The organism is Vibrio sp. TRT 1302, assembly GCF_050113875.1.
GTDB lineage: Bacteria > Pseudomonadota > Gammaproteobacteria > Enterobacterales > Vibrionaceae > Vibrio.
In genome coordinates this window covers 1-25,083 of sequence record NZ_JBNJOF010000032.1, presented here as the reverse complement: position 1 = coordinate 25,083, position 25,083 = coordinate 1, and the positions used below count along the sequence as shown (strand labels likewise).

Annotated in this window: 21 protein-coding genes and 1 pseudogene; 12 read left to right on the top strand and 10 right to left on the bottom strand. The window is 44.9% G+C overall.

Annotation, left to right across the window (positions count from 1 at the left end):
• The first annotated feature begins 425 nt into the window (after positions 1 to 425).
• Positions 426 to 893 carry a CreA family protein gene (locus ACQEXP_RS20460; protein ID WP_138970640.1) on the top strand — a complete coding sequence of 156 codons (468 nt, stop codon included), beginning with the start codon at positions 426 to 428 and terminating at the stop codon, positions 891 to 893.
• Positions 894 to 1,004: 111 nt separating this feature from the next.
• Positions 1,005 to 2,309, top strand: coding sequence for an inosine/guanosine kinase (locus ACQEXP_RS20455; protein WP_426971394.1), 1,305 nt, complete (start codon positions 1,005 to 1,007; stop codon positions 2,307 to 2,309).
• A 27-nt stretch (positions 2,310 to 2,336) separates the two neighbouring features.
• On the opposite strand, the gene ACQEXP_RS20450 is transcribed toward ACQEXP_RS20455, so the two are convergent.
• Positions 2,337 to 2,954: a beta-phosphoglucomutase family hydrolase gene (locus ACQEXP_RS20450; protein WP_426971393.1), complete on the bottom strand. Its 618-nt coding sequence runs from the start codon at positions 2,952 to 2,954 to the stop codon at positions 2,337 to 2,339.
• Between the two features lie 141 nt (positions 2,955 to 3,095).
• Between ACQEXP_RS20450 and ACQEXP_RS20445 the strand changes: the two genes are divergently transcribed.
• A complete protein-coding gene (locus tag ACQEXP_RS20445; RefSeq protein WP_269378494.1) occupies positions 3,096 to 4,856 on the top strand; it encodes a methyl-accepting chemotaxis protein in 1,761 nt (586 codons plus the stop codon).
• A gap of 45 nt (positions 4,857 to 4,901) precedes the next feature.
• Here ACQEXP_RS20445 and ACQEXP_RS20440 read toward each other — a convergent pair whose 3' ends face one another.
• The 3 genes from ACQEXP_RS20440 to ACQEXP_RS20430 form a co-directional block, all read right to left on the bottom strand.
• A complete protein-coding gene (locus ACQEXP_RS20440; protein ID WP_426971392.1) occupies positions 4,902 to 8,054 on the bottom strand; it encodes an efflux RND transporter permease subunit in 3,153 nt (1,050 codons plus the stop codon).
• A gap of 10 nt (positions 8,055 to 8,064) precedes the next feature.
• Entirely contained in the window at positions 8,065 to 9,183 is a 1,119-nt protein-coding gene (locus tag ACQEXP_RS20435) for an efflux RND transporter periplasmic adaptor subunit (protein WP_426971391.1), read from the bottom strand.
• 99 nt (positions 9,184 to 9,282) lie between these two features.
• Entirely contained in the window at positions 9,283 to 9,843 is a 561-nt protein-coding gene (locus tag ACQEXP_RS20430; RefSeq protein WP_426971390.1) for a GNAT family N-acetyltransferase, read from the bottom strand.
• Positions 9,844 to 10,104: 261 nt separating this feature from the next.
• On the opposite strand from ACQEXP_RS20430, the gene ACQEXP_RS20425 reads away from it, so the two are divergent.
• Complete coding sequence (locus ACQEXP_RS20425) at positions 10,105 to 11,232, top strand: acyl-CoA desaturase (RefSeq protein ID WP_426971389.1); 1,128 nt, start codon at positions 10,105 to 10,107, stop codon at positions 11,230 to 11,232.
• A gap of 48 nt (positions 11,233 to 11,280) precedes the next feature.
• On the opposite strand, the gene ACQEXP_RS20420 is transcribed toward ACQEXP_RS20425, so the two are convergent.
• Genes ACQEXP_RS20420 through ACQEXP_RS20410 form a run of 3 tightly spaced genes read right to left on the bottom strand, consistent with a single transcriptional unit; the run spans position 11,281 to position 13,720 of the window.
• A complete protein-coding gene (locus tag ACQEXP_RS20420) occupies positions 11,281 to 11,790 on the bottom strand; it encodes a GNAT family N-acetyltransferase (protein WP_426971388.1) in 510 nt (169 codons plus the stop codon).
• Positions 11,791 to 11,846: 56 nt separating this feature from the next.
• Positions 11,847 to 13,106, bottom strand: a complete 1,260-nt coding sequence (locus ACQEXP_RS20415) for a DEAD/DEAH box helicase (protein ID WP_426971387.1) — start codon at positions 13,104 to 13,106, stop codon at positions 11,847 to 11,849.
• A gap of 35 nt (positions 13,107 to 13,141) precedes the next feature.
• Positions 13,142 to 13,720 carry an ACP phosphodiesterase gene (locus ACQEXP_RS20410; protein ID WP_426971386.1) on the bottom strand — a complete coding sequence of 193 codons (579 nt, stop codon included), beginning with the start codon at positions 13,718 to 13,720 and terminating at the stop codon, positions 13,142 to 13,144.
• 578 nt (positions 13,721 to 14,298) lie between these two features.
• Here ACQEXP_RS20410 and ACQEXP_RS20405 point away from each other — a divergent pair.
• On the top strand, positions 14,299 to 15,501 hold the full coding sequence (locus ACQEXP_RS20405; RefSeq protein WP_426971385.1) for an aromatic amino acid transport family protein: 1,203 nt from the start codon (positions 14,299 to 14,301) through the stop codon (positions 15,499 to 15,501).
• 147 nt (positions 15,502 to 15,648) lie between these two features.
• A complete protein-coding gene (gene msrB, locus ACQEXP_RS20400) occupies positions 15,649 to 16,785 on the top strand; it encodes a peptide-methionine (R)-S-oxide reductase MsrB (RefSeq protein WP_426971384.1) in 1,137 nt (378 codons plus the stop codon).
• Between the two features lie 69 nt (positions 16,786 to 16,854).
• On the opposite strand, the gene dbpA is transcribed toward msrB, so the two are convergent.
• Both dbpA and folE read right to left on the bottom strand, forming a co-directional pair.
• A complete protein-coding gene (gene dbpA, locus ACQEXP_RS20395; protein ID WP_426971383.1) occupies positions 16,855 to 18,231 on the bottom strand; it encodes an ATP-dependent RNA helicase DbpA in 1,377 nt (458 codons plus the stop codon).
• A 111-nt stretch (positions 18,232 to 18,342) separates the two neighbouring features.
• Positions 18,343 to 18,996, bottom strand: a complete 654-nt coding sequence (gene folE, locus ACQEXP_RS20390; protein ID WP_006880173.1) for a GTP cyclohydrolase I FolE — start codon at positions 18,994 to 18,996, stop codon at positions 18,343 to 18,345.
• A gap of 161 nt (positions 18,997 to 19,157) precedes the next feature.
• Between folE and moeA the strand changes: the two genes are divergently transcribed.
• From moeA to ACQEXP_RS20370, 4 genes are read left to right on the top strand one after another with little or no spacing between them, the layout of a single operon-like run.
• Positions 19,158 to 20,393: a molybdopterin molybdotransferase MoeA gene (gene moeA / locus ACQEXP_RS20385; RefSeq protein WP_426971382.1), complete on the top strand. Its 1,236-nt coding sequence runs from the start codon at positions 19,158 to 19,160 to the stop codon at positions 20,391 to 20,393.
• 9 nt (positions 20,394 to 20,402) lie between these two features.
• On the top strand, positions 20,403 to 21,152 hold the full coding sequence (gene moeB / locus ACQEXP_RS20380; RefSeq protein ID WP_426971381.1) for a molybdopterin-synthase adenylyltransferase MoeB: 750 nt from the start codon (positions 20,403 to 20,405) through the stop codon (positions 21,150 to 21,152).
• Between the two features lie 27 nt (positions 21,153 to 21,179).
• A complete protein-coding gene (locus tag ACQEXP_RS20375) occupies positions 21,180 to 21,491 on the top strand; it encodes a hypothetical protein (protein ID WP_426971380.1) in 312 nt (103 codons plus the stop codon).
• A gap of 12 nt (positions 21,492 to 21,503) precedes the next feature.
• Entirely contained in the window at positions 21,504 to 22,343 is an 840-nt protein-coding gene (locus ACQEXP_RS20370) for a sulfurtransferase (protein WP_426971379.1), read from the top strand.
• A 56-nt stretch (positions 22,344 to 22,399) separates the two neighbouring features.
• On the opposite strand, the gene ACQEXP_RS20365 is transcribed toward ACQEXP_RS20370, so the two are convergent.
• On the bottom strand, positions 22,400 to 23,380 hold the full coding sequence (locus ACQEXP_RS20365; RefSeq protein ID WP_269378508.1) for a sugar-binding transcriptional regulator: 981 nt from the start codon (positions 23,378 to 23,380) through the stop codon (positions 22,400 to 22,402).
• A gap of 451 nt (positions 23,381 to 23,831) precedes the next feature.
• On the opposite strand from ACQEXP_RS20365, the gene tal reads away from it, so the two are divergent.
• Both tal and ACQEXP_RS20355 read left to right on the top strand, forming a co-directional pair.
• Positions 23,832 to 24,782 carry a transaldolase gene (tal, locus tag ACQEXP_RS20360; RefSeq protein WP_426971378.1) on the top strand — a complete coding sequence of 317 codons (951 nt, stop codon included), beginning with the start codon at positions 23,832 to 23,834 and terminating at the stop codon, positions 24,780 to 24,782.
• 83 nt (positions 24,783 to 24,865) lie between these two features.
• A pseudogene (locus tag ACQEXP_RS20355) lies at positions 24,866 to 25,083 on the top strand (transketolase); the annotation flags it as partial.

Sequence of the window (25,083 nt, the reverse complement as noted above, 5' to 3'; positions counted from 1 at the left end):
ATAAGTTCAACGGTCTTATACCCCACAGCATGCCCTATTGAATCGTTTATGCGTGGTTCAAAGGTTACCTAGCTTGTGCTTTTATATCTATAGTTCGGATATAAAATCAATTGAATAAATATCACATATGTCGTAATTAAATATCTTTTGTATCAACGCCTTAGTGAAAATGACACATACACTGTTCGGTTAACCTGTTTTAGAATCGGGTTGGGAGCGAGGAATGGAAACTCTCATCACAATATCGAAACCAGATGCTTAAAAAGTAACGTGTATCGATTTTGCGCCAAATACAAACTATGAGCCTAATTTTGTTTGGATTTATTAAAACATTCGGTTTTGTAAGCCGCTATTCTGTGAAAATGACCTGGTACCAAATGATACGTGTTACACTATTGAAAACCGCGAATAACAAGGATTTACGAATGAAGAAAATGCTTTTAAGTGCATTGATGGCCACCGCCTTGGTCGGGTGTTCTGATAATGAAGTTGGCGATGTAGGCCTTGGATGGTTCACTATGAAAGACATCAAGCTAAACCACATGCAAGATCCAATTGTGACTGGCGTGACATGTCATGTCGCTTCGATTGAAGCCGACTTTAGCCTAGCCGATCCAAGTGACAGCTCTATATCTTGTCGTCAGACTGGCGAAATTACCCCAGAGATGATTGCCAATATCGACAAGTCTAAAGATGGTGAAGTGGTATTTAAAAAGTCCAAAAGTATCTTCTTTAAAAGCATGAAAATCCGCCGAATCCTAGATGTAGAGAATCAGACATTAATGTACCTCTCTTACTCTACTAAAGAAACGTCAGGCAGTTTCAAGCACAGCCTCTCTACGGTGCCTTTATGGGGAACCAAAGCGTATGGTGCTTACAAACCAGCGGAATAGTTCAATTAAGTGCCAAACAGTAGTGTTTGGCACTTTTTTATGTAATAAATATGAAAGCAATCTTTCATATATGTGATATTATGCGGGAAAATTTCCAACTCCACTTTTAACATGAAGTTTCCCGGACAGCGCAAATCTAAGCACTACTTTCCTACTCACGCTCGCGATCCACTCGTCAATCAGATAAAGCAAACCCCTAAGCTTTATCGACCGATTGTGGTTGGCGTAGGTCAAACAATTGTTGACATAGAAGCTCGTGTCGATGACGAATTCCTAGCAAAATATGGTTTGAGTAAAGGACACTCGCTGGTTTTAGAAGAGAGTCAGGCTGACGCACTGTACGATGAACTTGTTGAACGCGAGTTGATCACTCATCAATATCCTGGCGATACGATTGGCAATACTCTGCACAACTACTCAGTACTTGCTGACAGCAAGTCGGTACTGCTAGGTGTAATGTCACGCAACATTGAAGTCGGCTCATTCGCATATCGTTATTTATGCCGTACATCGTCGCGAATGAACTTAAACCACTTGCAGATGGTTGAAGGCTCAATCGGGCGCTGCTACACGCTTATTTCGGACAACGGTGAACGTACCTTCGCGATTAATGAAGGTCATATGAACCAATTGCGCCCAGAAAGCATCCCAGAAGAGGTGTTTGATAAAGCTTCTGCGCTGGTTGTTTCTTCCTATTTAATGCGTGGAAAACCTGAAGACCCAATGCCGCAAGCCGTTGCTCGTGCTATCGAAATTGCGAAATCTAAGAACGTACCTGTTGTACTGACTCTTGGAACCAAGTGGGTTATCGAAGGTAATGCAAAGTGGTGGCAAGACTACATTAAAGAGAACATCTCTATCGTTGCAATGAATGAAGAGGAAGGCGAAGCTCTAACGGGTGAGAAAGATCCTCTTTTGGCCGCGGACAAGGCACTTGAGTGGGTTGATGTTGTACTATGCACTGCTGGCCCGGTTGGCCTCTACATGGCAGGTTACACTGAAGATTCAGCCAAGCGCGAAACTGAACTACCGCTACTTCCAGGCAATATCCCTGAGTTCAACAAATATGAATTTAGCCGAGCTATGCGTAAGTCAGATTGTGGTACGCCCGTAAAAGTGTATTCCCACATTGGTCCTTACCTAGGCGGCCCGCTTGAAATTAAGAACACAAATGGTGCTGGTGATGCTGCGCTGTCGGCCCTACTCCATGATATGGCCGCAAACAGTCATCATAAGACTAACGTTCCAAATTCTTCGAAGCATGACCAACCATATCTGACTTATTCTTCGCTATCGCAGATTTGTAAGTATGCTAACCGTGTTAGCTATGAAGTATTAACCCAGCACTCACCTCGCCTAGCGCGTGCGCTTCCTGAACGTGAAGACAGTTTAGAAGAAGCATACTGGGATCGTTAATGGTACGATAACCAAAGAAAGAGCCGCTTAATGCGGCTCTTTTTCGCTCAAATATGGATAGAAGACTAACTGCCCTTCTTCGACCATCATGCAATCCATTTTGGCAGCATGTGCCGCCTGTAGTCCGAGTAGAGTGTCTTCAAATACAATACATGCACCAGCTTGAACCTTCATATCATCCGCGGCCTTTAAGAAGGTATCCGGATTGGGCTTATGATTGTCAACATCCGTTGCAGTCACGATGACGTCTAGCAGTTCAATCAGTTGTGCCTGCTTTAATAGTCGCAAAGCGCTATCACGTTGGCTGCCAGTACCAACCGCCAGTTTCTTACGCTGATAAAATTGATGGAGTAGATCTACAGTACAAGCGATAGGCTCACCAACGTCCTGTAGATCGGCAAAAGCCTGCATTTTATAGCGCGAAACTTCCATCGGTTCTAGCGACATACTGTGCTTTCTATTTATTTCCGCCGCAATTTTATAGCTTGGCATTCCACCTAAGCTGTGTAACCACTCTTGGCTAAACGGAAAGCCGAAATGCGCGGCTGTCTGCTGCCATGCTTTTAAATGGCCGGGCATGGTATCCAACAAGGTACCATCCATGTCGAATATAAACGCTTGATATTTTTCTAAAATTTCTAACATGGTTGTCCTACTGCCCTATTAACATAGTTTTACTGTATATTCTCACGCTAAGGTAATGACATCATTGATATATTTATAAATACCAACTAACATCAGATCAAATACCTATAACTCAATATATTAACGGACTAAGGTAATCTTATGAATATCAAAAACAAACTATATTCATTAGGTGTTGTAGCCATACTTGGTGTCGTGTCTGTTCTTTTTGCAACAAGCCATTTCGCCCAAACCACTGCTCAGCTGAATCAGGCTAGCTTACTCGTATCAAAGCTAGAGATACGCTTACTCAATTTACGCCGGAATGAGAAAGATTTCCTACTACGTAAAGATGATAAATATCTCACCTCATTCAACAACAACATGTCGACTTTCCTCAGTTTGGAAACTGAACTTGCCACAATTCTTGAGCAAAGGGCACTGCCAGATAGTCACCAACTCAAGCAAGATATCCTTTCTTATCAGAAGGGGTTCAACAACCTCGTTGCTGCATATCAGAAACTCGGCCTTAAATCTGAACAAAACCTTCTTGGTCGCTATAACACAGAGTTAGCAGCAATTAAGACCTCACTTTCAAGTGATGAATTAGTGAATTTGTTTGAGTTCAACACACAAGTGTTGTCCGGTGTTTTCGCTCAACAACTGCTACCGTCAAATGCAACATCGCTAGCTTCAGCAGCACAAGCTGTCATTGAGCAGAGTAAAATTGTTGGTCTCAAGTACAATGAAGGGCTGCTCGGCGACACACGTAACCTTTCACACACAGTAGAAGAACAGTTCAAAAAGTTTTCTGCCGCGCTGGAATCAGAAACACAAGCGACCGTAGATCAACTTGCTTTTCTCAAACAAGCAGTGACCGCTGTCGTTGTGCTGATTATCTTTGGTTTCATTTTTCAAATTTCTCGCTCGATTAATCAACAAGTGTCGTTACTGCTTTCAGCGATTCAACAAATCGCTCGTTCTAATAACGTCTCACTGCGCGCCAATCTCGCTGGCAAAGATGAGCTGTCTGAGGTGGGAACCTACTTTAATCAATTGCTTGATAAGTTTGAGCACCTGATTGCTGGAACGCAGGCTAAATCGTCAGAGCTGTCACAGAGCACCTCCAACATGCATAATGCGCTACAAAATGTAATAGAACAGTTCCATGTGCAAGCTGATCATACCAACACTATGGCAACAGCCGTTCAAGAAATGGTATCGACTATCAATGAGATATCAGAAAGTACATCTGTGGCAGTGGAAGGTGTGCAACAGGCCTCTGTCAATGCCCAAAGCGGTCGTAAAGTCGTTGAGACGACTGTCAGCAACATAGATCAACTCACTACTATTCTCGGCAGTAGCCAAGCATCCATTGGCTCACTAAATAACCACGTCGATAAGATTGGTGACGCCGTCAACATCATTCAAGAAATTGCCGAACAAACTAACTTGCTGGCGCTCAATGCAGCCATCGAGGCAGCGCGCGCTGGTGAACAAGGGCGAGGTTTTGCGGTAGTGGCTGATGAGGTTCGTGCTCTTGCTAGCCGAACTCATCAATCAACCGAGGAGATCACTAAAGTTGTGACAGCCATTCAGAATCAAATGTCTGAAGTAGTGACCAATATTGACCAGTGTAATGAGCAGGGTTCGCAAACTCTCGAAGCATCACAGACACTAGATAGTAGCCTTACTCAAATTATCAATGATATGACCAATATTCAGGCAAATTCTGAACGTATTGCATCTGCGATTGAAGAACAAGGCATAGTAATGAATCAGGTTAGTGAATCTATCACTGAACTCAACTCGATATCTGAAGGGAATATGCAGTCAGCTCAGCAATGTTTAACAGAGGTCGACAGAGTCTCCGTTCAAGCCACTGACATGGATAGTGCGGTTGCTGAATTCAAAACTTCTTAATTAATCACTCAAGCAAAAAATCCCCTCTAAAGAGGGGATTTTTTCTTACTCATCGTCAAGTGGTATCAACTTGGTACTTCCACCATGAATTTTCTCTCGCTTACGCTGAACCAACGCGTAGAAGCCAGGTATTAGGAAGGTACCAGCGAGTAGTACACAAAGCAGGCCCCCTATCAAAGAGATACCCAGTGAGTTTTGGCTAATGTGTCCTGCCCCAGAAGCGAAAATCAGCGGGAAGATACCTAAGATAAATGACCATGACGTCATATTTACCGCTCGGAAGCGGAGCTTGCCGCCTTTAACCGCTGCTTCATCGATCGGCACGTCTTTTTCTTCACGTTCGACTTTGGCAAATTCAACGATCAAAATCGCATTCTTAGCCGCTAGAGCAATGAGTAACACCAATCCAATCTGCGCATACAGATTGAGCGGCGTTCCCGTTAGATTTAGCGCAAGGAATGAACCCAGTGTCGCAATAGGTACAACCAATATAATCGCCAACGGGATACTCCAACTTTCATACTGAGCCACCATAAACAGGTAGATGAAAATCAATGCCAGTGCAAAAGCGAAGATCGCTTGGTTACCTGCCAGTACCTCTTGGTAAGCCATCCCCGTCCATTCATATTGGTAACCTTGCGGTAAAACTTGTGCCGCAACACGCTCCATAGCAGCGATTGCATCACCACTCGAATAGCCTGGTGCAGGTTGGCCTTGAATGATCGCGCTACGATACATGTTGTAACGCCACGCAACGTCAGGTTCAAATATTTGTTCAAAGCTAACTAGCGTGCTGAGTGGGATCATTTCTCCTTTCGCTGAGCGGACGTGGAAACGTTCTAAGTCTTCCATACCGCTGCGGTGCTGTGCATCCGCCTGCATGGTGACGCGGAAGTTTTTACCAAACATCGTGAAATCATTGACGTAGAGCGACCCTAAGTTACCCTGTAGCGTTTGAAACACACTCGATAGAGGAATGCCCAATTGCTGTACTTTTTCACGATCGATATCAACATAGTAGTGAGGTACGTTGGCACGGAAGGTACTAAAAGTAAAACCGATTTCTGGTTGCTTGTTAGCCTCTTCAATCATCTGCCCCATAACCATAGCAAGATCAGTGCGGCTGCGTCCTAACGTATCTTCGAGTACAAATTCAAATCCAGAAGCGGCACCCATACCCGGTACAGCAGGAGGCCCCATTGCGAATACGATCGCCTGTGGCAGTTCCATTGCCGCACGACCATTGATTCGCTGTGCAATCGCGCCCGCTGAATGATTGCCTTCAAAGGCATTTCGCGTTTCCCAATCGTGCAACTTGATAAACAAGGACGCACCGTTTGAGGCTGCGGCGCCAGTCATAAATGCATAGCCGTTTGCGACTGTAATACCGTCAACCCCTGGCTCTTGCTCAACAAACTTAATTAGCTGCTCTGTTACCTCCTCAGTACGTGACAATGATGCTGCGTCTGGGAGCTGAACATTCACCAACAGAATGCCTTTGTCTTCTTGCGGAACGAAAGCCGTTGAAGTGGTTTTAGCAAAGAAGCTTACCGCGCTGACCGCTACGATAAAGAAGATAACTAAGAGTATCGCCTTCTTAACTAAGAATCCGGCAATCTGACCATAGCGAGTTGTAATTCTCTCTAAACCCGCATTAAACGCAGTAAACCAGCGCGATGTATTCCCACCACCCTGTTTAAGCACCAATGAACATAAAGCAGGAGATAAGGTTAAAGCGTTGATCGACGAAATCACAACCGAAATACAGATTGTCAGCGCAAACTGTCGATACATGATACCGGTAATACCCGGAAGCATCGCAACTGGGATGAATACCGCCAGCAGTACTAAGGTTGATGTAATAATCGGTCCTGTCACCTCTTTCATCGCGAGCAATGTCGCTTTTCGAGGGCTCATTGTAGGATCCTTCGCCATCGTCGTATCGACGTTTTCGATGACCAGTATTGCATCATCAACAACGATACCAATCGCTAAGATTAGACCGAACAGAGTGACGGTGTTTATGGTGAACCCTGTCATCTGCATAATCGCGAAGGTACCGATCAAAGAGACAGGAATCGCGACTACGGGTATCAAGGTTGCTCGCGCACTTCCTAGGAATAGGTAAGTAACGGCAATAACCAACAAAATCGCTTCGATAAGGGTTTTAACGACCCCCTTAATCGACTCAGCAACGAAGACAGTTGTGTCATAACTCGTTTCATAAGCAATACCCTGCGGGAAATTTGCACTCATTCGTTCGAGTAAGTCCATGACTGCCTGACCACTCTCTAACGCATTGGCATCAGATTGCAATGACAGTGCAACGATAGAGGCGTCCTGACCACGGAACTTGCCACTACCGTCATAAAACTTCTTGCCTAGCTCTACTCGTGCAACATCTTTGAGATACACGCTTGAGCCATCATTCTCGGCACGAAGAACGACGTTTTCAAATTCATCAACACTCTCTAGTCGCCCTTTGGTGACAAGGTTAAACTGTACTTCTTGTGCGTTACTGTATGGGGCTGCACCAATACGCCCAGCTGCAACTTGGACGTTTTGTTGAGCCAACGCAGAGTAAACATCACTCGTCGTCAGATTGAGGTTAGCCATTTTTTCAGGATCTAACCAAACACGCATTGCGTACTCACCACCACCAATAACATTGACCTCACTAATGCCTTTAACCCTGGCAAGCTGGTCTTTTACATTAAGGTTGATGTAGTTGATCAAGAATTGATCATCGTACTTACCGTCTGGTGAATAGAAATTGAGTACCATCAGCAAGTCTGGTGAGCGTTTTTTAACCGTCACGCCTACCATACGAACTTCCTGTGGAAGTTTTGACTCAATCTGAGAGACACGGTTTTGTACGTTGACCTGCGCCATATCTGGGTCTGTACCAACATCAAAAGTGACATTGAGGCTATAAGACCCATCATTCGCACTCTTAGAAGACATGTAGATCATGTTTTCTACGCCATTGACGGAGGTTTCTATGGGATCGGCGATGGCCTGTTCGACAACCTCTGCACTGGCACCAGTATAATACGCGGTAACACTTACTGACGGTGGACTGATTTTTGGGTACTCAGCAACAGGTAGGATTGCGAGTGAAATAGCCCCTGCCAGTGTGAGAATAATAGAGATAACCAGCGCAAATTTAGGACGCTGGATAAAGAAACGACTTAACATTTAGACCTCGTTATTCAGCAGATTTGGCTTGTTCTACACGTACTGGCACGCCGTTACGTATCCGCTGTAAGCCTTGCGTAATAACCTGCTCATCCGCAGATAAACCATCAGTCACTATGATTCCGCTTTCTAACTGACGTCCTAGCTGGACATTTCTGCGCTCAGCCACATTACCTTCAGCCACCAGCATAACAAAGTTGCCTTCCAAATCAGTCTGGACTGCACGACGAGGAATGATCACCACTTGGTTAGCTTGCTTCTCTCTTAGCTCAACACGAATATGCTGACCCGGAAGCAGGCGATAGTCTGGGTTATCAACCACAGCACGCATCGCTATCGTACCGGTATTTAGGTCAATTCGATTACCAAGAAAATCAAGCTTGCCAAGATGTTCGAAGCTAGCACCGTTTTCTAATATCACGCCAACTTCAACGGCTTGTGCGTCACCATCGCCTTTCACTTTATCCATCCCTAGCTCAAGACGCTCACGTTCGCTGATGCTAAAGCTTGTATGTACTGGGTCTAGGCTCACAAGGGTGGTTAAGATTCCAGACTGGGGTGAGACAAGGTCACCAGTACTCACATTACTTTGAGCGGTTCTACCTGCAAAAGGTGCCCGAATTTCTGTATATGACAGGTTGACTTCAGCCAAATGTAGCTGCGCTTTACCTGCTTCAACTTGAGCCTGTGCTCCAAGCAATGCCGCATTTAGATTGTCGAACTCTGACTGAGAAATACTGCCTTTAGGCAGTAGATTTTTAGCGCGTTGAAAATCCAGTTCGGCTTTCTTCAACGTCGCATTTGCCTGTGCCAAGGTCGCTTTCGCGCTGGCCAGCTGAGCTTCAAACGATGATGGTTCGATGGTATAGAGAAGCTGCCCCTTTTCGACCATTTGTCCTTCTTCAAAATGGCGAGCTTTGAGATACCCGCTCACTTGCGCGGTAATGTTGGTATCTTCGACCGCTTCAATACGCCCGATATAAGACTTACTTTGTTGATGAGAACTGTATTGAACTGGCTCAGCGACGACAAGCTGTGCCGGTAATTGATTCTGTCCTTGAGAGTTTTCGCCGCATCCTACGAGAAAAAGTGCGCTAGCAAGCGCAGTACAGGTAAAGGTTTTTTTCATGAATAGACCGCTAGATAGATATAAATGGGCTTTGCTAAAAATACCTAACGGTCTATCGAGCTTTGTCCGAACAATATCAGGACAATAAGCTTAAGTGTATCAAGCTGTTACAAGTTCTAACTTTGTGTGTAAATCTGCAAGACGCTGTAATTCTGCGCCCGATTCCCAGCGGTATACCAACTCCGGTACTTGGTGACCACAAGGGGCGTTCCAAAGCCTTTCTAAGCTATTGGTCCCACCCAAATGCTGGTAAAACTCAACCGCTTGATGATTCTCTTTCATCACTTCCAAGTACACACCATTATCTGGAAAATACTGAGTAATCCACTTGGAGACTTCAGCCAGCAGTGTAACCCCTAAGCCCCTGCCGCGGTAATTGGGGTCGATATGCAGGGAGTCGATAATCGTACCTTTTTCGAAATCATGATTGCCAAATGCACAGACGAAACCACACAAAAGGCCACCTTCTTCGATCAGAAGAACGCATTGGTTAAAAGGAGGGTTAATGAGGCGGGTCTGCCAAATCGCGAGGCGTTCATCGAGCACTTCGTTATCAAGAAACTCTTGCCCAAGAATGCCTTGATAATATTGTTTCCAACTTTGCGCGTGCAAGGTAGCAATACGCTCATAGTCGCTATATTCAGCTACTTTTAATTCCATTTATAGTTCCTTATTACTTCCTGTAAGGATTGAGTGCCCCTTCATACTATAAAACATTTAACAAAAAGCCAAACATTCTGGGGAATGGCATCATTTGTGTCGGTTATTCTGCAACCCAGTTCAAAACCACGACGAAAAATTTGCTTACCAATTATTTCGACAAAATCACGTGCGCTAACCGACATAGTGAATCATCGGGTTTGACTTACAACTGTACGCTGATATTCTAGCGCACAACTGTTAGCTCAAAGGAAAAGCTCGATGTCTGGTTCTAACAAACCACCACTGATTTGGTTAAACATATTTATTTTTTTGTCATCCTTTATTGTCGCTTTGGTGATTGTTCCTTGGTATGGCTTAACGGCCGGTTACGGCCTTGAACACCTCGTCTGGTTCGTTATTGCCTTTTCATTTTGTAATCTTTCGATTACTGCTGGTTACCACAGGCTATGGTCGCATAAGACCTATGAAGCTCACTGGTCATTACGCGTGCTCTTTGCCCTTGGTGGCGCGTTTGCGCTACAAAACAGTGCTCTGCACTGGAGTTCCGACCATAGAATTCACCACAAACATGTCGATAATAACGATAAAGATCCTTACTCGGCTAAACGCGGCTTTTGGTTCTCTCATATTGGTTGGATGTTGCGTGAGTATAATGCCAACACCTATTCCGATTATGGCAATTGCCGCGATTTGCAGCGTGATAAAATCGTCATGTGGCAGCATAAATACTATGTGCCTCTTGCGATTCTAACCAACTTTGGCATTCCACTATTACTTGGCGTTGTTTACGGTGATATATTTGGCATGCTGCTCGTGGTTGGAGTACTGCGTCTAGTACTTAGTCATCACTCAACATTCTTCATTAATTCCCTAGCTCATATTTGGGGCTCACAACCATATACCGATAAAAATACGGCACGTGACAACGCTGTGCTTGCAGTGTTCACCTTTGGCGAGGGATACCATAACTACCATCACATCTTCGAGAATGATTATCGTAATGGCATCTACTGGTGGCAGTACGACCCTACTAAGTGGTTGATTCAATCCTGTTCATGGTTAGGTTTGACCAATAAATTGCGAGTCACGCCGAAAATTAAAATTGAAAAAGCCATCGCCAAGCAAGCGCTCGCCAAGGCGTCTAAAAACGTAAGTAACCTGCCAAACGCATCAATGCTTAACGAAGTGTTAAACAAAGAGTTTGAGGCGTTAATGTCGAGAATGGCAGACTATTACGATGTAAAAAAACAGGTCATTGAGGCAAAGAAAACCGATTTGGCAAAGAAATATGAAAAGTCATTACTCAAACTGCGTTATCAGCAAATGAAGCAAGAACTTGCCGCACAGCGCAAGAGCTGGAATACCCTAGTCGCACAATACGCCTAATTAAAAACGGAAGCCTATGCTTCCGTTTTTTTGTTCTCGTGTGCCACGTTATGAGTTAATCCGAAGACGATACTCGATACAATCAATCATCTCACCATTCAGCTCTGCATAGTTGTGCACCACTTTTACAGATTCAAACCCACTTCCAGTCAGTACTTTTTGCGATGCCGGATTGTTGGTCGCTGCATAGGCGTAGAGTGTATCAACGCTTTTGCCCTGTATATACGTCGCTAACTGCTCTACCGCCCATTTTGCGACACCTTGGTTGATAGACGCCTGCCCAACACGATAGCCAAGATGCCCTATTCTTCGCTTGGTATCGATATTGCTGACATTTATCCGTCCAATGATCTTATTGTCCGTATCTTTGATCAACAAAGGCACAAGTTGGTTGCAACGATAATCCAGTAAAAACTCTCTTATGTGCGCTTGAACGCCTTCTAGGCAGTAAAAGCCATCTTCTCGCGGTGGAATAAACTGCTCAAACCATTGCTTGTTGCTGAGTTCAAAATCCAGTAGCTGTTTCGCATCTCTCAATGAAATCAATGCCAGTTTCATTTGTCTGTCCTTATACAAAGCAAAAGGCTCACGTCGTTACAACGTGAGCCTTAACATTATTTCTTCTTACCGCGATTAGCGTGGATCTTCAGCTTCGCTTTCATCTTGCGCTTATCTGAGTTTCGACCTTTACGGTGTGGCACTTTGTCTGGTTCAATATCTTCAATCAAACTCGGCTCAAAGCCCTGTAGCCACTCTTGAGGCAACTTAGCATCCAATAGGCGCTCAATCGCGTGAAGTAAGTACTCTTCATCACGGCTCATTAACGAAACTGCGAAACCTTCCTTTCCTGCGCGGCCCGTACGACCGATTCGGTGAACGTAATCTTCAGCTTTGTATGGCATATCAAAGTTAACCACTTGCTCAAGCTCCTGAATATCGAGCCCCCTTGCCGCCACGTCAGTCGCAATCAGAGCACGAATTTGACCTGATTTAAAATCATCAAGTGCTTTTTGCCTCGCGCCTTGACTCTTGTCACCATTAATTGAAGCCGCTTTGATTCCATCTAGCTTAAGCTCTTTCGCTAAAGCATCACTACCCTGTTTTGTCTTAGTAAAAACCAAAACTTGCTGCCAATTTCTAGAGCCTATCAAATACGCGAGAAGCTCTGCTTTACGCTTCTTATCGACTGGATAAACCATCTGCTTAACCGTCTCTGCGGTACTGTTTGATGGAGAGACCTGTACTTCTACAGGTTCATTAAGCATTCGGTAGGCGATGGTTTTAATTTTCTGATCAAAAGTTGCAGAGAAGAACAGAGTCTGTCGGTTCGCATTGCAGCGTTGAAGAATACGCTTAATATCGGGCATAAACCCCATGTCCAGCATTCGATCCGCTTCATCGAGGACTAAATATTCTGTCTTGTTGAGGTTAATATTTTTGCAGTACATGTGGTCGATAAGGCGACCTGGTGTAGCGATCAGAATGTCACATCCTTGAACAAGATTTCTGGTTTGGACATTCATACTTGTACCTCCATAGACAGCGACTACTTTGATATCTGTCTTGGATGCATACTGAGTAAGGTTGTCGAACACCTGCTGGGCTAGCTCGCGCGTAGGCACCAAAACCAAAGCGCGTACATCGTTGCTCTGCAGATCACGCTTGGTATTCGAATCAATTAATCTTTGCAGTATAGGCAGACCAAATGCAGCGGTTTTGCCCGTACCAGTTTGAGCACCCGCTAAGACATCTTTTCCTTCAATGACATGAGGAATAGCCTGAATTTGTATTTCTGTAGGTTGTTCAAAGCCTAGTGTATCTAGAGTAGATAAAAGCGTAGAGCCCAATCCAAGAGCTTCAAATTGTATCGACATGCGGGTTACCTATAATTGCAAGGCGGACGATTCTATCAGAAACTTTTGCTTGCAGTTAGTATCTGTGGATAGAGCTGAGCAAATAACTCATCCAGTTGATGATAATTCTGTCGTAGGTAGGGAATACAATCCACCAGCGCGACCATTCTTGGTGAACGATGTGACATTCGCTGTAATGCAAACTCGATATTTTCGATGTGCTGATAGGACTGTAACCAACGCCCCTCATTCATAGCATGTGTGACGGTGACAAACCGATCCGGAAGAACATCACGCATCTCTTCACTCATCACTTGCATCAGCGAGTGAGTGCAGAATTGATCGAGAGACTCGTCATGGTACTCACTCCAACGGTTTGCCAGACAGTGGTCCCAAAACATATCGAGAGCTATTCCGGAAAATCTGCGCAGACCGTTGGGAAATAGCTGTTTTGCTTGTTTCACTGTATGGTGGCTATCAGTGTAAGAATCGACAAATCGGTGCAATCTAACCCCCTGCGCAATCGGCTGAGAGAACTGGCTTTCAGGATTGCCCTTCACAAAATCCCCTAACAAGTTTCCTATTAGGCTGGACTGACAGTGTTGTGCGATATGCAAATGAGCAAGGTAGTTCAAAATAGTCGCCCGATTACGTTGATACCATTATGAAAGCACAAAGCCAGCGCGATTGCACTGGCTCTTTCGGGTTGCTACCTAAGTAGACTTATCGTCACTGAAGAATCGTTATTTGAAAATCTCTTCGGCGAGCTCTTCAATTGACTGCTCGTAGTCCGAGAGTTCAAAGCCAATTTCCATGGCATCTAACAGCTCAAGGCATTCTTCATTGATTGTTTGGTCACTCATTCTGACCTCCTTTATAAAAACACTTACCAAGACCTACGTTTTTCAAGTCTCAGCCTGAATATGCGGGTTCTCGGTTCCTTTTTAAACCACTTATATGACAGTTTTTTGAAAGGGGAAAGTAAATTCTGACTATGATTTGCTCTTTATCCCAACGCAATCGATTACCCTGACAACAAGACTACGCATGTAAACATTTAATTACACCAGTGGTAATCAAATTGTACAAAAGACTTGTTTTTATCAGGAATCTTTTTCAAAATGGTCACATTGTCAGTTTTAATGACTACATATTACACAACAGTTAGTCATAACCTCTTCTAAAACCAGAGTAACGTAAAGAATTATATACAATGAATAAATCAAAGGTATTGGGTAGTACTTTGATCATTGCTGGAACCACCATTGGTGCTGGCATGCTTGCGCTACCACTCGCGTCTGCGGGTATAGGCTTCACCACTTCACTTATCATTATGATCGCTCTATGGGCATTAATGGCGTACACCGCTTTATTGATGATTGAAGTACATCAACATGCAGACCAAGATGCGACCTTACACACCCTTGCCACCCAATTTCTTGGCATCAAGGGGAAATGGGTAGCAAGCTTTGCGATGATGTTTCTCTTCTATGCACTTTGCGCAGCTTACATCGCTGGTGGAGGCGCACAGTTTGGGGAGCGTATTGCGACTTTCTCTGGTATTGAAATTTCACCAACGACGTCAACCGTGTTGTTTACACTATTAGTCGCTGCAGTGGTAACGATTGGTACTGCGACGGTGGATAAAGTTAACCGCGTACTATTTTCAATTAAGATTATTGCGATGGTGATGGTGCTTACTTTCCTAGCACCGAATGTTACTGAGTCTTACTTGCTAAGTATGCCTGTAGAACAAGGTCTAGTAATCGCTGCTATTCCGGTGATTTTTACTTCTTTTGGTTTCCACGGCAGCATCCCTGCGATAGTTAATTACTTAGATGGCCATACGCCTTCGCTGCGCAAAGCCATTTTGATTGGTTCCGCGATTCCATTAGTGATCTACATTTTCTGGCAAGTCGTCACACTGGGCGTCGTCAATCAGTCTCAACTACTTGAAAATCAGGGGCTGAGTTCACTTATCTCAACACTGGCCACCACTGTTCATCGCTCTAATCTGGCTCAAACTATCGGTATCTTCGCTGATTTGGCACTGCTGACTTCATTTCTTGGGGTGAGTCTCGGGTTGTTCGAATTCCTAGGCGACAAGATCAATAAAAGTGGTAACGGTGGCTCGCGCGTATTGGTCGGATTGGTAACATTTCTACCTCCAATGGGCTTTGCCTTGTTTTACCCTCAGGGCTTTATCGCTGCGCTAGGATACGCCGCCATTGCACTGGTTGTACTGGCAATCTTTTTACCCATTTTGATGGTCAAACAAGCTCGTCAACAGGCATCAACACAAAGCTATCAAGTACTTGGTGGTAATTTAGGCCTAATCGTGACAAGTTCTGTTGGGGTGATTATCGTCACCGCTCAGGTACTGATCACCGCAGGTGTATTACCAAGCTTAGGTTAGTGGCAGATTCTAAGTAAAAACGGCGCGAAGACTCGCGCCGTTTTTGATCCTTCCTTCAAACAAACCAATATAATTATTTAATTATGTAATTTTCTCTTTAATAGCCCGTTCTACTCTCAAGTAGTGATAACCATTTACGAGGTTAATATGAAAGTGAAGTTTAAGTTTGTCCTCTCCGCTCTTGCATCTTTGGCTGTGCTCACCTCTTTTTTCGGCGCAGCAGATAGCAATATGTCTGGCACGAAAACTTTAAACGAATATGACGTAGCGACGTTGGCTGGAGGCTGTTTTTGGTGTACTGAATCCGATTTAGAAAAGCTGCCTGGCGTTATAGATGTGATTTCTGGCTATGCTGGTGGTGATGTCGAGAATCCAACTTACAAACAAGTTTCGTCCGGTAAGACTGGGCACCTTGAAGTCATCAGCGTTAAATACGATCCTAAAACGGTTACTTATGAGCAGGTTCTCGACCAGTTTTTTCGCCATATAGACCCAACGGATGATCAAGGTTCCTTTGTCGATAGAGGTCGCCACTATCGCCCTGCTGTTTTTTATCATACCCAAGAGCAGAAGAAGATTGCCGAAAACTTTATCGCTCAAATCGATGCGTTAGGTATTTTCAAAAAACCATTGAAAACCGAGTTGATCGAATTCAAAGCGTTTTGGCCGGCTGAAGACTACCACCAAGACTATTACAAGCGTAATAAAATTCGCTACAACTATTACCGTTACGCATCGGGTCGTGATCAGTATTTAGATGAGATTTTTGGCGAAGATCGTCAGGACAATCCTGTAACGCTGCGCGCGCTTATTGACGATAAAATGAGTGCTGAAAGTGTTAAACCATATGCCAAACCTTCGGAGTCAGCAATTAAGAGCAAGCTTACAGAGCTTCAATACTACGTCACTCAAGAAGAAGGAACAGAGCGCGCATTCAGTAATGAATACTGGGATAACAAAGAGGCTGGGATTTATGTTGATATTGTTTCTGGAGAGCCTCTGTTCTCATCAACTGACAAGTATAAATCAGGCACAGGCTGGCCAAGTTTTACTAAGCCGATAAATCAAGGTTACATTGTCACAAAAACCGACTACCACCTGCTCTATCCCAGAACGGAAGTACGCAGCCGATTTGCCGACTCCCATTTAGGGCACGTGTTTAAAGATGGTCCCGCGCCGACAGGTCTGCGCTACTGCATGAACTCCGCAGCAATGAGGTTTATTCCGTTAGCAGATTTGGAAAAAGAGGGGTACGGCGACTATCTCTACCTGTTCGACAGTTAAATCCATCCAAACGTCGATAACAAAAAAGCCAACCTGAACATAGGTTGGCTTTTAACTCACTATTAGGACTTACTTCATTACACGAGCTTTGAAACTGCGTCCTTTCATCTTCCCTGTCGTAAGCTGTTTTAACGCAGGTTTGACGATATCGTGCTCCACCGCTAGGTATGAAACCATTGCTAGGATATTAATCTTACCGATCTTTTTGCCATCTAAGCCAGCTTGCTTAGTTAAAGCACCCAAAATGTCTCCAGCGCGCACCTTTTGTTTCTTGCCGCCTAAAATCTGGATTGTTTGCATTTTAGGGTAAAACGGTCGCTCTATCGGTTTTTCAGGTAATTTAGCTGGTGAGATAACTAAGTCCATGTACTCTTCAATACGTGCGACTCGATAGTGTTCTTTCTCACTGTAGAAGCTAAACGCGACCCCTTTTGAGCCTGCGCGCCCCGTTCGACCGATTCGATGGACATGAACTTCAGGATCGCGGGAAAGCTCAAAGTTGAAAACCGCATCAAGGTTATCAACGTCCAGTCCACGTGCTGCCACATCGGTTGCGACCAAAATAGAGATACTTTTATTCGCAAACATGGTCAACGCTTGCTCACGCTCGCGCTGTTCCATATCTCCATGCAATTCAACCACACTGAATCCACGATGTTTCAGTTCATCCGTTACGTTTTGCACCTCTTTCTTCGTATTACAAAACACAACCGACGACTCAGGCTTATGCGTTAGTAATAGGGCTTCGAGTGCGTCGTCACGCTCTTCAGTCGTGTCTAATTGATAGAAGCGTTGCTCAATGGTTGTCGTTTCATGAGTTGACTCAACTTTCACCATTTCTGGCTTAACCATTACTTTGGCAGCCAATGACTCAATGTTGTTAGGGAAAGTTGCGCTAAACAGCAAAGTCTGACGCTCGGCTGGCGCAGCGGCAATAATCGTATCAATCGCCTCTTCAAAACCCATCTCAAGCATGCGGTCAGCTTCATCCAGCACGAGTGTATTTAACTCATCAAGGCTAATGCGCCCCTTAGACATATGATCAAGTATTCGACCAGGCGTGCCAACTAAGATATGCGCGCCGTGCTCAAGTGAACCGATCTGTGGTCCCATAGGTAGGCCGCCACATAAGGTAAGTACTTTGATGTTGTGAATTCCACGCGCTAGGGTACGGATCTCTTTAGCAACCTGATCAGCCAGTTCGCGAGTCGGACAAAGTACTAATGTTTGCACTCGAAAGCGTTTAACGTTGAGGTTGCTTAGCAAGCCCAATGAGAATGTTGCGGTTTTCCCTGAACCTGTTTTGCCTTGACCAATCACGTCTTTACCGCTAAGTACGAGAGGTAAAGCTTGCTGTTGGGTTGGCGTCATTTCTTTGTAACCAAGGCTATCCAACGTTTCAAGTAATTCTGGCTTCAGTTCAAGGGTGTTAAATGAAGTTGTCACTGTTTTATCCTTTGAGGATTGGCTGGAAGGAGCATTCCTCCCAGCATTAAAAAGTAAAAACCGCTTCGAAATGGAAGCGGTTTTGAATTCGTAAGTCCGACGCAGCTTGCCCTATCGAATTCCGTGCAGGAACTCATGGCGTGTCGCGGGATTTGACTTGAAAATGCCACCTAATGCCGTCGTTGTGGTTTCACTGGTTGCATCCATAACACCGCGTGACTTAACACAGTAATGGGTTGCATCAATGGTTACTGCCACATCATCTGACTCTAGCAGGGTTTGCAATGCGACTAAGATCTGCTGTGTCATACGCTCTTGCACCTGAGGGCGCTGAGCGAAGAAACGGACGATGCGGTTAATCTTAGACAGGCCGATGATCTTTCCACGTGGAATATAAGCGACCGCTGCACGACCATCAATTGTCACTAAGTGATGCTCACAGGTACTCGTCACTGTGATGTCTTTCACTCGAACCATTTCACTGACATTCATCTTGTTTTCGATGACAGTAATCTTGGGGAAATTTGAGTAATCTAAGCCTGAAAAAATCTCATCAACGTACATCTTTGCGATACGGTGCGGAGTCTCTTCTAGACTATCATCAGTAAGGTCTAGCTCTAGTAGAGAGAGAATTTCACGCATATGGTGCTGAATCTTTTCTTTTTTCTCTTCTCGACTGAACGAGTTAGGCGCCATCGGCGTCTCTAATCCTCGTTGCTCTAGCGCATCTTTGACCAACTTTGCGGATTCGCTAAGACCTGACATTCCACTTCCTCTTATTTACCCCTTTAGGATGGCTGACAAGGATACTCGGATTTTTGAATAATTACACCCATATTTTATCGGAGGTCATTATTGCTCTTTTGCTATCTATGATAGAGTGTTGACCATTAGACTAAAAATAATAGTAAATTAGGATTTTTGATATGGGCTGCTGCGATGCACCAGGCTTAATGCCGATCGAAGAGGCGATGGATAAAATGTTATCGCCAATTGAACCTATCCAAACAACGTTACAACTTCCCTTAGCAGATGCAATCGGCTACGTGCTCGCTGAAGACATACTCTCCCCTATTTTTGTTCCACCATTTGATAACTCTGCAATGGATGGTTACGCCGTTCGTATCGCGGATTTAACGAGTCACAATGTCATGCCGATGGCTGGTAAGTCGTTCGCAGGTCAGCCGTTTGAAGGCGATTGGCCAATCGGTTCATGTGTACGTATCATGACTGGTGCAAAAATTCCTGATGGCTGTGACGCGGTCATTATGCAAGAGAACACTCAAGTTACTGAGCAAGGAATTCTCTTTAATCAAACGGACGTAAAACCGCAAAACAATATTCGCCCAACCGGCGATGACATCAAGCAAGGCGATATTGTCCTAGCAAAAGGCGCTCGTTTAACCGCTCGTGATATTCCAATGATCGCCACTCTCGGTGTTAGCCATGTTAGCGTGGTACGTAAACCGCGTGTGGCGTTTTTTTCCACTGGCGATGAGCTACGTCCTTTAGGTGAAACCCTATCCGAAGGTCAGATTTACGACAGTAACCGTTATGGTATTAAGCCGCTTATCGAAAACTTCGGTTGTGAAGCGATTGATCTCGGCATCATTCCAGACTGCCCAGAAACCCTCAAAGCAACGTTTGAACACGCGCAGACATTGGCTGACGTGGTTGTGACTTCCGGTGGTGTCAGCGTTGGTGAAGCAGATTACACCAAAGATATCTTAGAAGAGTTAGGTCAAATCGGCTTTTGGAAGCTAGCAATCAAGCCGGGTAAACCTTTTGCGTTTGGTAAACTTTCGACAGCTTGGTTCTGTGGCTTGCCGGGTAACCCTGTCTCTGCCGTGCTAACCATGTATGTTCTTGTTCAGCCTCTACTAGCAAAATTGGCGGGGCATACCGAATGGAAAGCGCCAGAGTCAATCCCTGCAACAACACGCAGTGCGTTTAAGAAAGCGCCAGGGCGCACGGATTATCAACGTGGCATCTACTCTATTGAGAATGGTCAGTTTGTTGTAGAAACAACCGGCAACCAAAGTTCAGGTGCATTTAGATCGATGAGTCTAGCCAACTGCTTCGTCGTTCTTGAACGCGAGCGTGGACGAGTCGAGATTGGCGAAACCGTCAACATCCAACTGTTTAACCCGACGCTTTACTAGAGGTGACACTTGGAGATCTTATCTGATCAAGAAATGCTCCGCTACAACCGTCAAATCATTCTCAAGCAGTTTGACTTTGACGGTCAAGAAGCGCTCAAGCAGAGTTCTATTCTCGTGCTTGGCGCAGGAGGACTGGGCTGTGCTTCAACTCAATATCTCGCGACGGCGGGTGTGGGTACGTTAACGCTCATCGACGATGATGTGGTTGAACTGTCTAATCTACAACGTCAGGTTCTTCACCACGATTCAGATATCGGGGTTAAAAAAGTTGATTCGGCCGCTCAATCACTGAGAGAGCTTAATCCCAATATTACGGTTAACACTTTCGATAAGCGTCTTTCTGATTCACAACTGTCACAGTTGATCGAACAACATACTCTTGTTCTTGATGCATCGGACAACGTTGAGACACGCAACCAGTTAAACCGCCTTTGCTACGCACATAAAACGCCCCTAGTCTCAGGTGCTGCGATCCGTATGGAAGGGCAAGTCAGCGTTTTTACGTACCAAGATGATCAACAACCTTGCTATCAATGTCTCAGCGCCTTGTTCGGCAATGCAGCATTGAGTTGTGTTGAAGCTGGCGTCATGGCACCGGTTGTTGGCATCATAGGTGCTGTTCAGGCAATGGAAGCAATAAAGGTTATTTCGGGCTATGGCACGCCGAAACAAGGCAAGATTTTGATGTTAGATGCATTGACGATGTCTTGGCGTGAAATGAACTTAATGAAGATGCCAAACTGTCCTGTGTGTCACTAGATGTGAGGTAGTGGTAGAGTGCTGACGATGAATCATCCCAAAGGCTTTATCGCTACCTTGTTGCTTGGTGCGCTGGCACTCTATGTTTTGACTTGGCTGATGCGAGATCGCCCGTCGACGGAAGTCCGAGCGATAGTTGACTCACAAACGGTCACCCAGTCACTGGATGGCAATCGTCGCTTTTTAAATGTTACCACTGAATCTCAGCAACAACTTTTGATTCAAGTTCCAGCAAATATTGACTGTCCCCATCTATCTCAGGTAATTATTCAGCAGCAACAAACCTTGTTGTCAGATTCCATGTCGTATCAATTGATTCGCTGCGTTGCAGCACAATAAAAAGGATTTTTGATGTCACCACTTGTAAGCCCTCAATGGCTCGCTCAACAGATGAGCGATAATCGCTTAGTTATCTTAGACACTAGTATGGATTTCCAGATCCCCGGAGAAGTTGAGAAAGATAAAACGAACGTTATCCCTTGCTCACGTCGTTTTGATTACGACACGGTGTTTTGCGATCCAGACACTAGTCTCCCGCACATGATGCCAACCGAAGAGCGTTTTAATCACTTAGCTCAGGAGCTAGGTTTGAATAATGACTCTGTGATTGTTGTTTACGACAACAGTGGCACTTTTGCTTCGCCAAGAGCATGGTGGATGTTACGTGCGATGGGACATGAGCAAGTCTATATTCTCGATGGCGGCCTGACTGAATGGAAAGCGTGTGGATTTGATACGACGACACATTATTCAGCTCCAACAGCGAAAGGTAACTTTTCTGGTAAGCTGAATCCGGATTACTTTGTCGATGCGCAATATGTGGTTCAACAAATCAATAACGATACGAGCCTAACCGTCGATGCCCGTTCCAAAGCACGCTTCGATAGTGAAGTAGCAGAGCCACGTCCAGGCTTACGCAGTGGTCATATCCCGAATTCAGTGTGTCAGCCTTTTGCAGAGCTAATGGATCAACATAAGTTAAAGCCAGTCGAACAGCTTAAACAGATCTTACAGCCGACGCTTTCAACAGATGCGGCTCAAACACTCTTTAGCTGTGGTTCTGGTGTCACGGCGTGCATTGTACTGCTCGCAGCCTATCTTTGTGGTTATCGCAATCTCGCCGTTTATGATGGCTCATGGACAGAATGGGGCGCAAACAGCGATTTGCCGATAGCCACAACGAGCAAATAACCGCTTTTACATCAGTTTTATTGAGATTATAAAAGGCAGCCTTAGCTGCCTTTTTGTCATTTCATTTGCTCATCAAGGTTCAGCACGGTGAGTGCATTACTCACACTGGTGGCAATCACATCAATTACACCGGTTCGCAACGCGCCAAGCAGCGCAAGTGGTTTACTGTTTTCTGCTGCAATGGCGATAACCTGCGAAATCGGTCGAAACTCGTCGATACTCAGCCCGATCACTCGGTCACTCATCACGGTTGTGGCGGATTGACCATGTATATCAAAGAAATCGTAACCAGCAAAATCCCCAACCACCCCTTGTTGCATCCTTGATTGAACAACTTCGTCGGCAGTAAACCATCCAAGATCAACCATATAACTGTTTTCGCTCATGTCACCAATACCGACCAAGGCAACATCAGCTTTACGTGCCAAGTCTAAGGTTTGTTTGACCGTCGCGTTTTGCATAAAGGCGAGCTTCTGTTCCCGGTTCTCTGCGTAGGCCGGCGCATACAATGTTTCTGAGGTTCCGCCATAGCTTTTGGCAAATTGACGGCAGATGTGGTCGGCATTAAACATCCCTCCACGTGGATGGATGCCACCGATACCACATACGAATTTAACGTCTCTTTGCGGGATAACGCCGACATGGTGCGCAACAGCGGAGACATTGCGTCCCTGCCCCACAGTCACAACAGAGCCGTTTTGAATCGTGCTCGCCATATATTTCGAGACTAGACCCGCAACCTGCTGACGCTGTTGTTCTTCGACTGGTTGATCCAAAGCGATCAAAGCGCGCTTAACACCAAATCGTTCGATAAGACGTTGTTCTATTTTTGCGCTAAATACGGGGTGATATTTGACCGTAATCTCAACAATACCTTCGTCTCTGGCCTGCTTTAGCATCCGCCCAACTTTGGCACGTGAGACAGAGAACTTCTTCGAAATCTCCTCTTGTGTCGCCCCATCCTGATAGTAGGCCACTGAGATTTCAGTCAGTAGATCTGCGTTGTCATCCGAAATGTCATTCTGAGATTTGTTCATTGGTGTATTTTCCAAACCAAATAAATCGCACCTAACATGTGCTCACAGCCGTAGCATATGTCACAACCCGTCATTTTGGCAACATTTGCTCAGTGAAATTACAAATTCTCAGCACGTTTTTTATCCTTCATACACTAGCTTGAACCCTTACAGCTTCTTGGCAAACGTTTAGTTACCCTACCACCTGTAAGGTTTGAAAAAAATACTTGATGAACATCACTTAAAAGCTCATTCGGCAATTGACTTTCTATCTGTATAAGATAATTATGAACCCATCATTTACTCAGCGTTCGAGCAAATGTTCACAACAAATGTTCATACGTTGAAAATTATTTAGGTTAAGTAAGCTGAGTTGTCCTTAGCGGAAAAATCGACTATTACTTAACTCGCTTGCAATTGCATCCCCATATCATGTCGTGATCTGGGAGCCCAATGAAATAGGATGATCGAAATGAGCAACAAATTAGAGCAACTTCGTAAACTAACGACTGTAGTCGCTGATACTGGTGAAATTGATGCAATCAAAAAATACCAGCCAGAAGACGCAACGACTAACCCTTCTCTGATTCTTAAAGCCGCTCAAATCGAAGAGTACGCGCCTCTAATCGACGCTTCTATCGAATACGCAAAATCTCAAAGCTCTGATAAAGCACAGCAAGTACAAGACACTTGTGACATGCTAGCGGTAAACATCGGTAAAGAAATCCTTAAAACCATTCCAGGTCGTATTTCAACTGAAGTTGACGCACGTCTTTCTTACGACATGGAAGGCAGCGTAGCAAAAGCACGCCAGCTCGTTAAAATGTACAACGATGCAGGTATCACTAACGATCGCATCCTTATCAAGCTAGCGTCTACTTGGGAAGGTATCCGTGCCGCTGAAATCCTAGAAAAAGAAGGCATCAACTGTAACCTTACTCTTCTATTCTCTTTCGCTCAGGCTCGCGCATGTGCTGAAGCTGGCGTATTCCTAATCTCTCCATTCGTTGGTCGAATCATGGACTGGTACAAAGCGAAAGAAGGTCGTGACTTTGAAGCTCAAGAAGACCCAGGCGTGTTGTCAGTATCTAAGATCTACAACTACTACAAAGAGTACGGCTACAACACTGTCGTTATGGGCGCAAGCTTCCGTAACATCGGTGAGATCCTTGAGCTAGCTGGCTGTGACCGTCTGACTATCGCTCCTGCTCTTTTAGCAGAGCTTGAAGCAGCTGAAGGTGAAGTCGTTGAGAAGCTAGTTGATTCTAAAGGTTCAGCAACACGTCCAGCAGCGATGACTCACGCTGAGTTCCTATGGGAACACAACCAAGACCCAATGGCAGTTGAGAAGCTTGCAGAAGGTATCCGCAACTTCGCAGTAGACCAAGGCAAACTTGAAGCAATGATTGAAGCGAAGCTTTAATCACCAGAATTTCTAGAGGGGAACGTTTGCGTTCCCCTCTTATTATCCTTTCTTAAGAAACAATCTATTAATCGGTATTTATTATGGATCGTAAACATCTAGCAAATGCAATCCGCGCTCTGAGCATGGATGGTGTACAACAAGCTAACTCTGGTCACCCAGGTGCGCCAATGGGTATGGCTGATATCGCTGAAGTTCTTTGGCGTTCACACCTAAATCACAACCCAGCTAACCCAGAGTGGGCTGACCGCGACCGTTTCGTACTTTCTAACGGCCACGGCTCTATGCTGATTTACTCTCT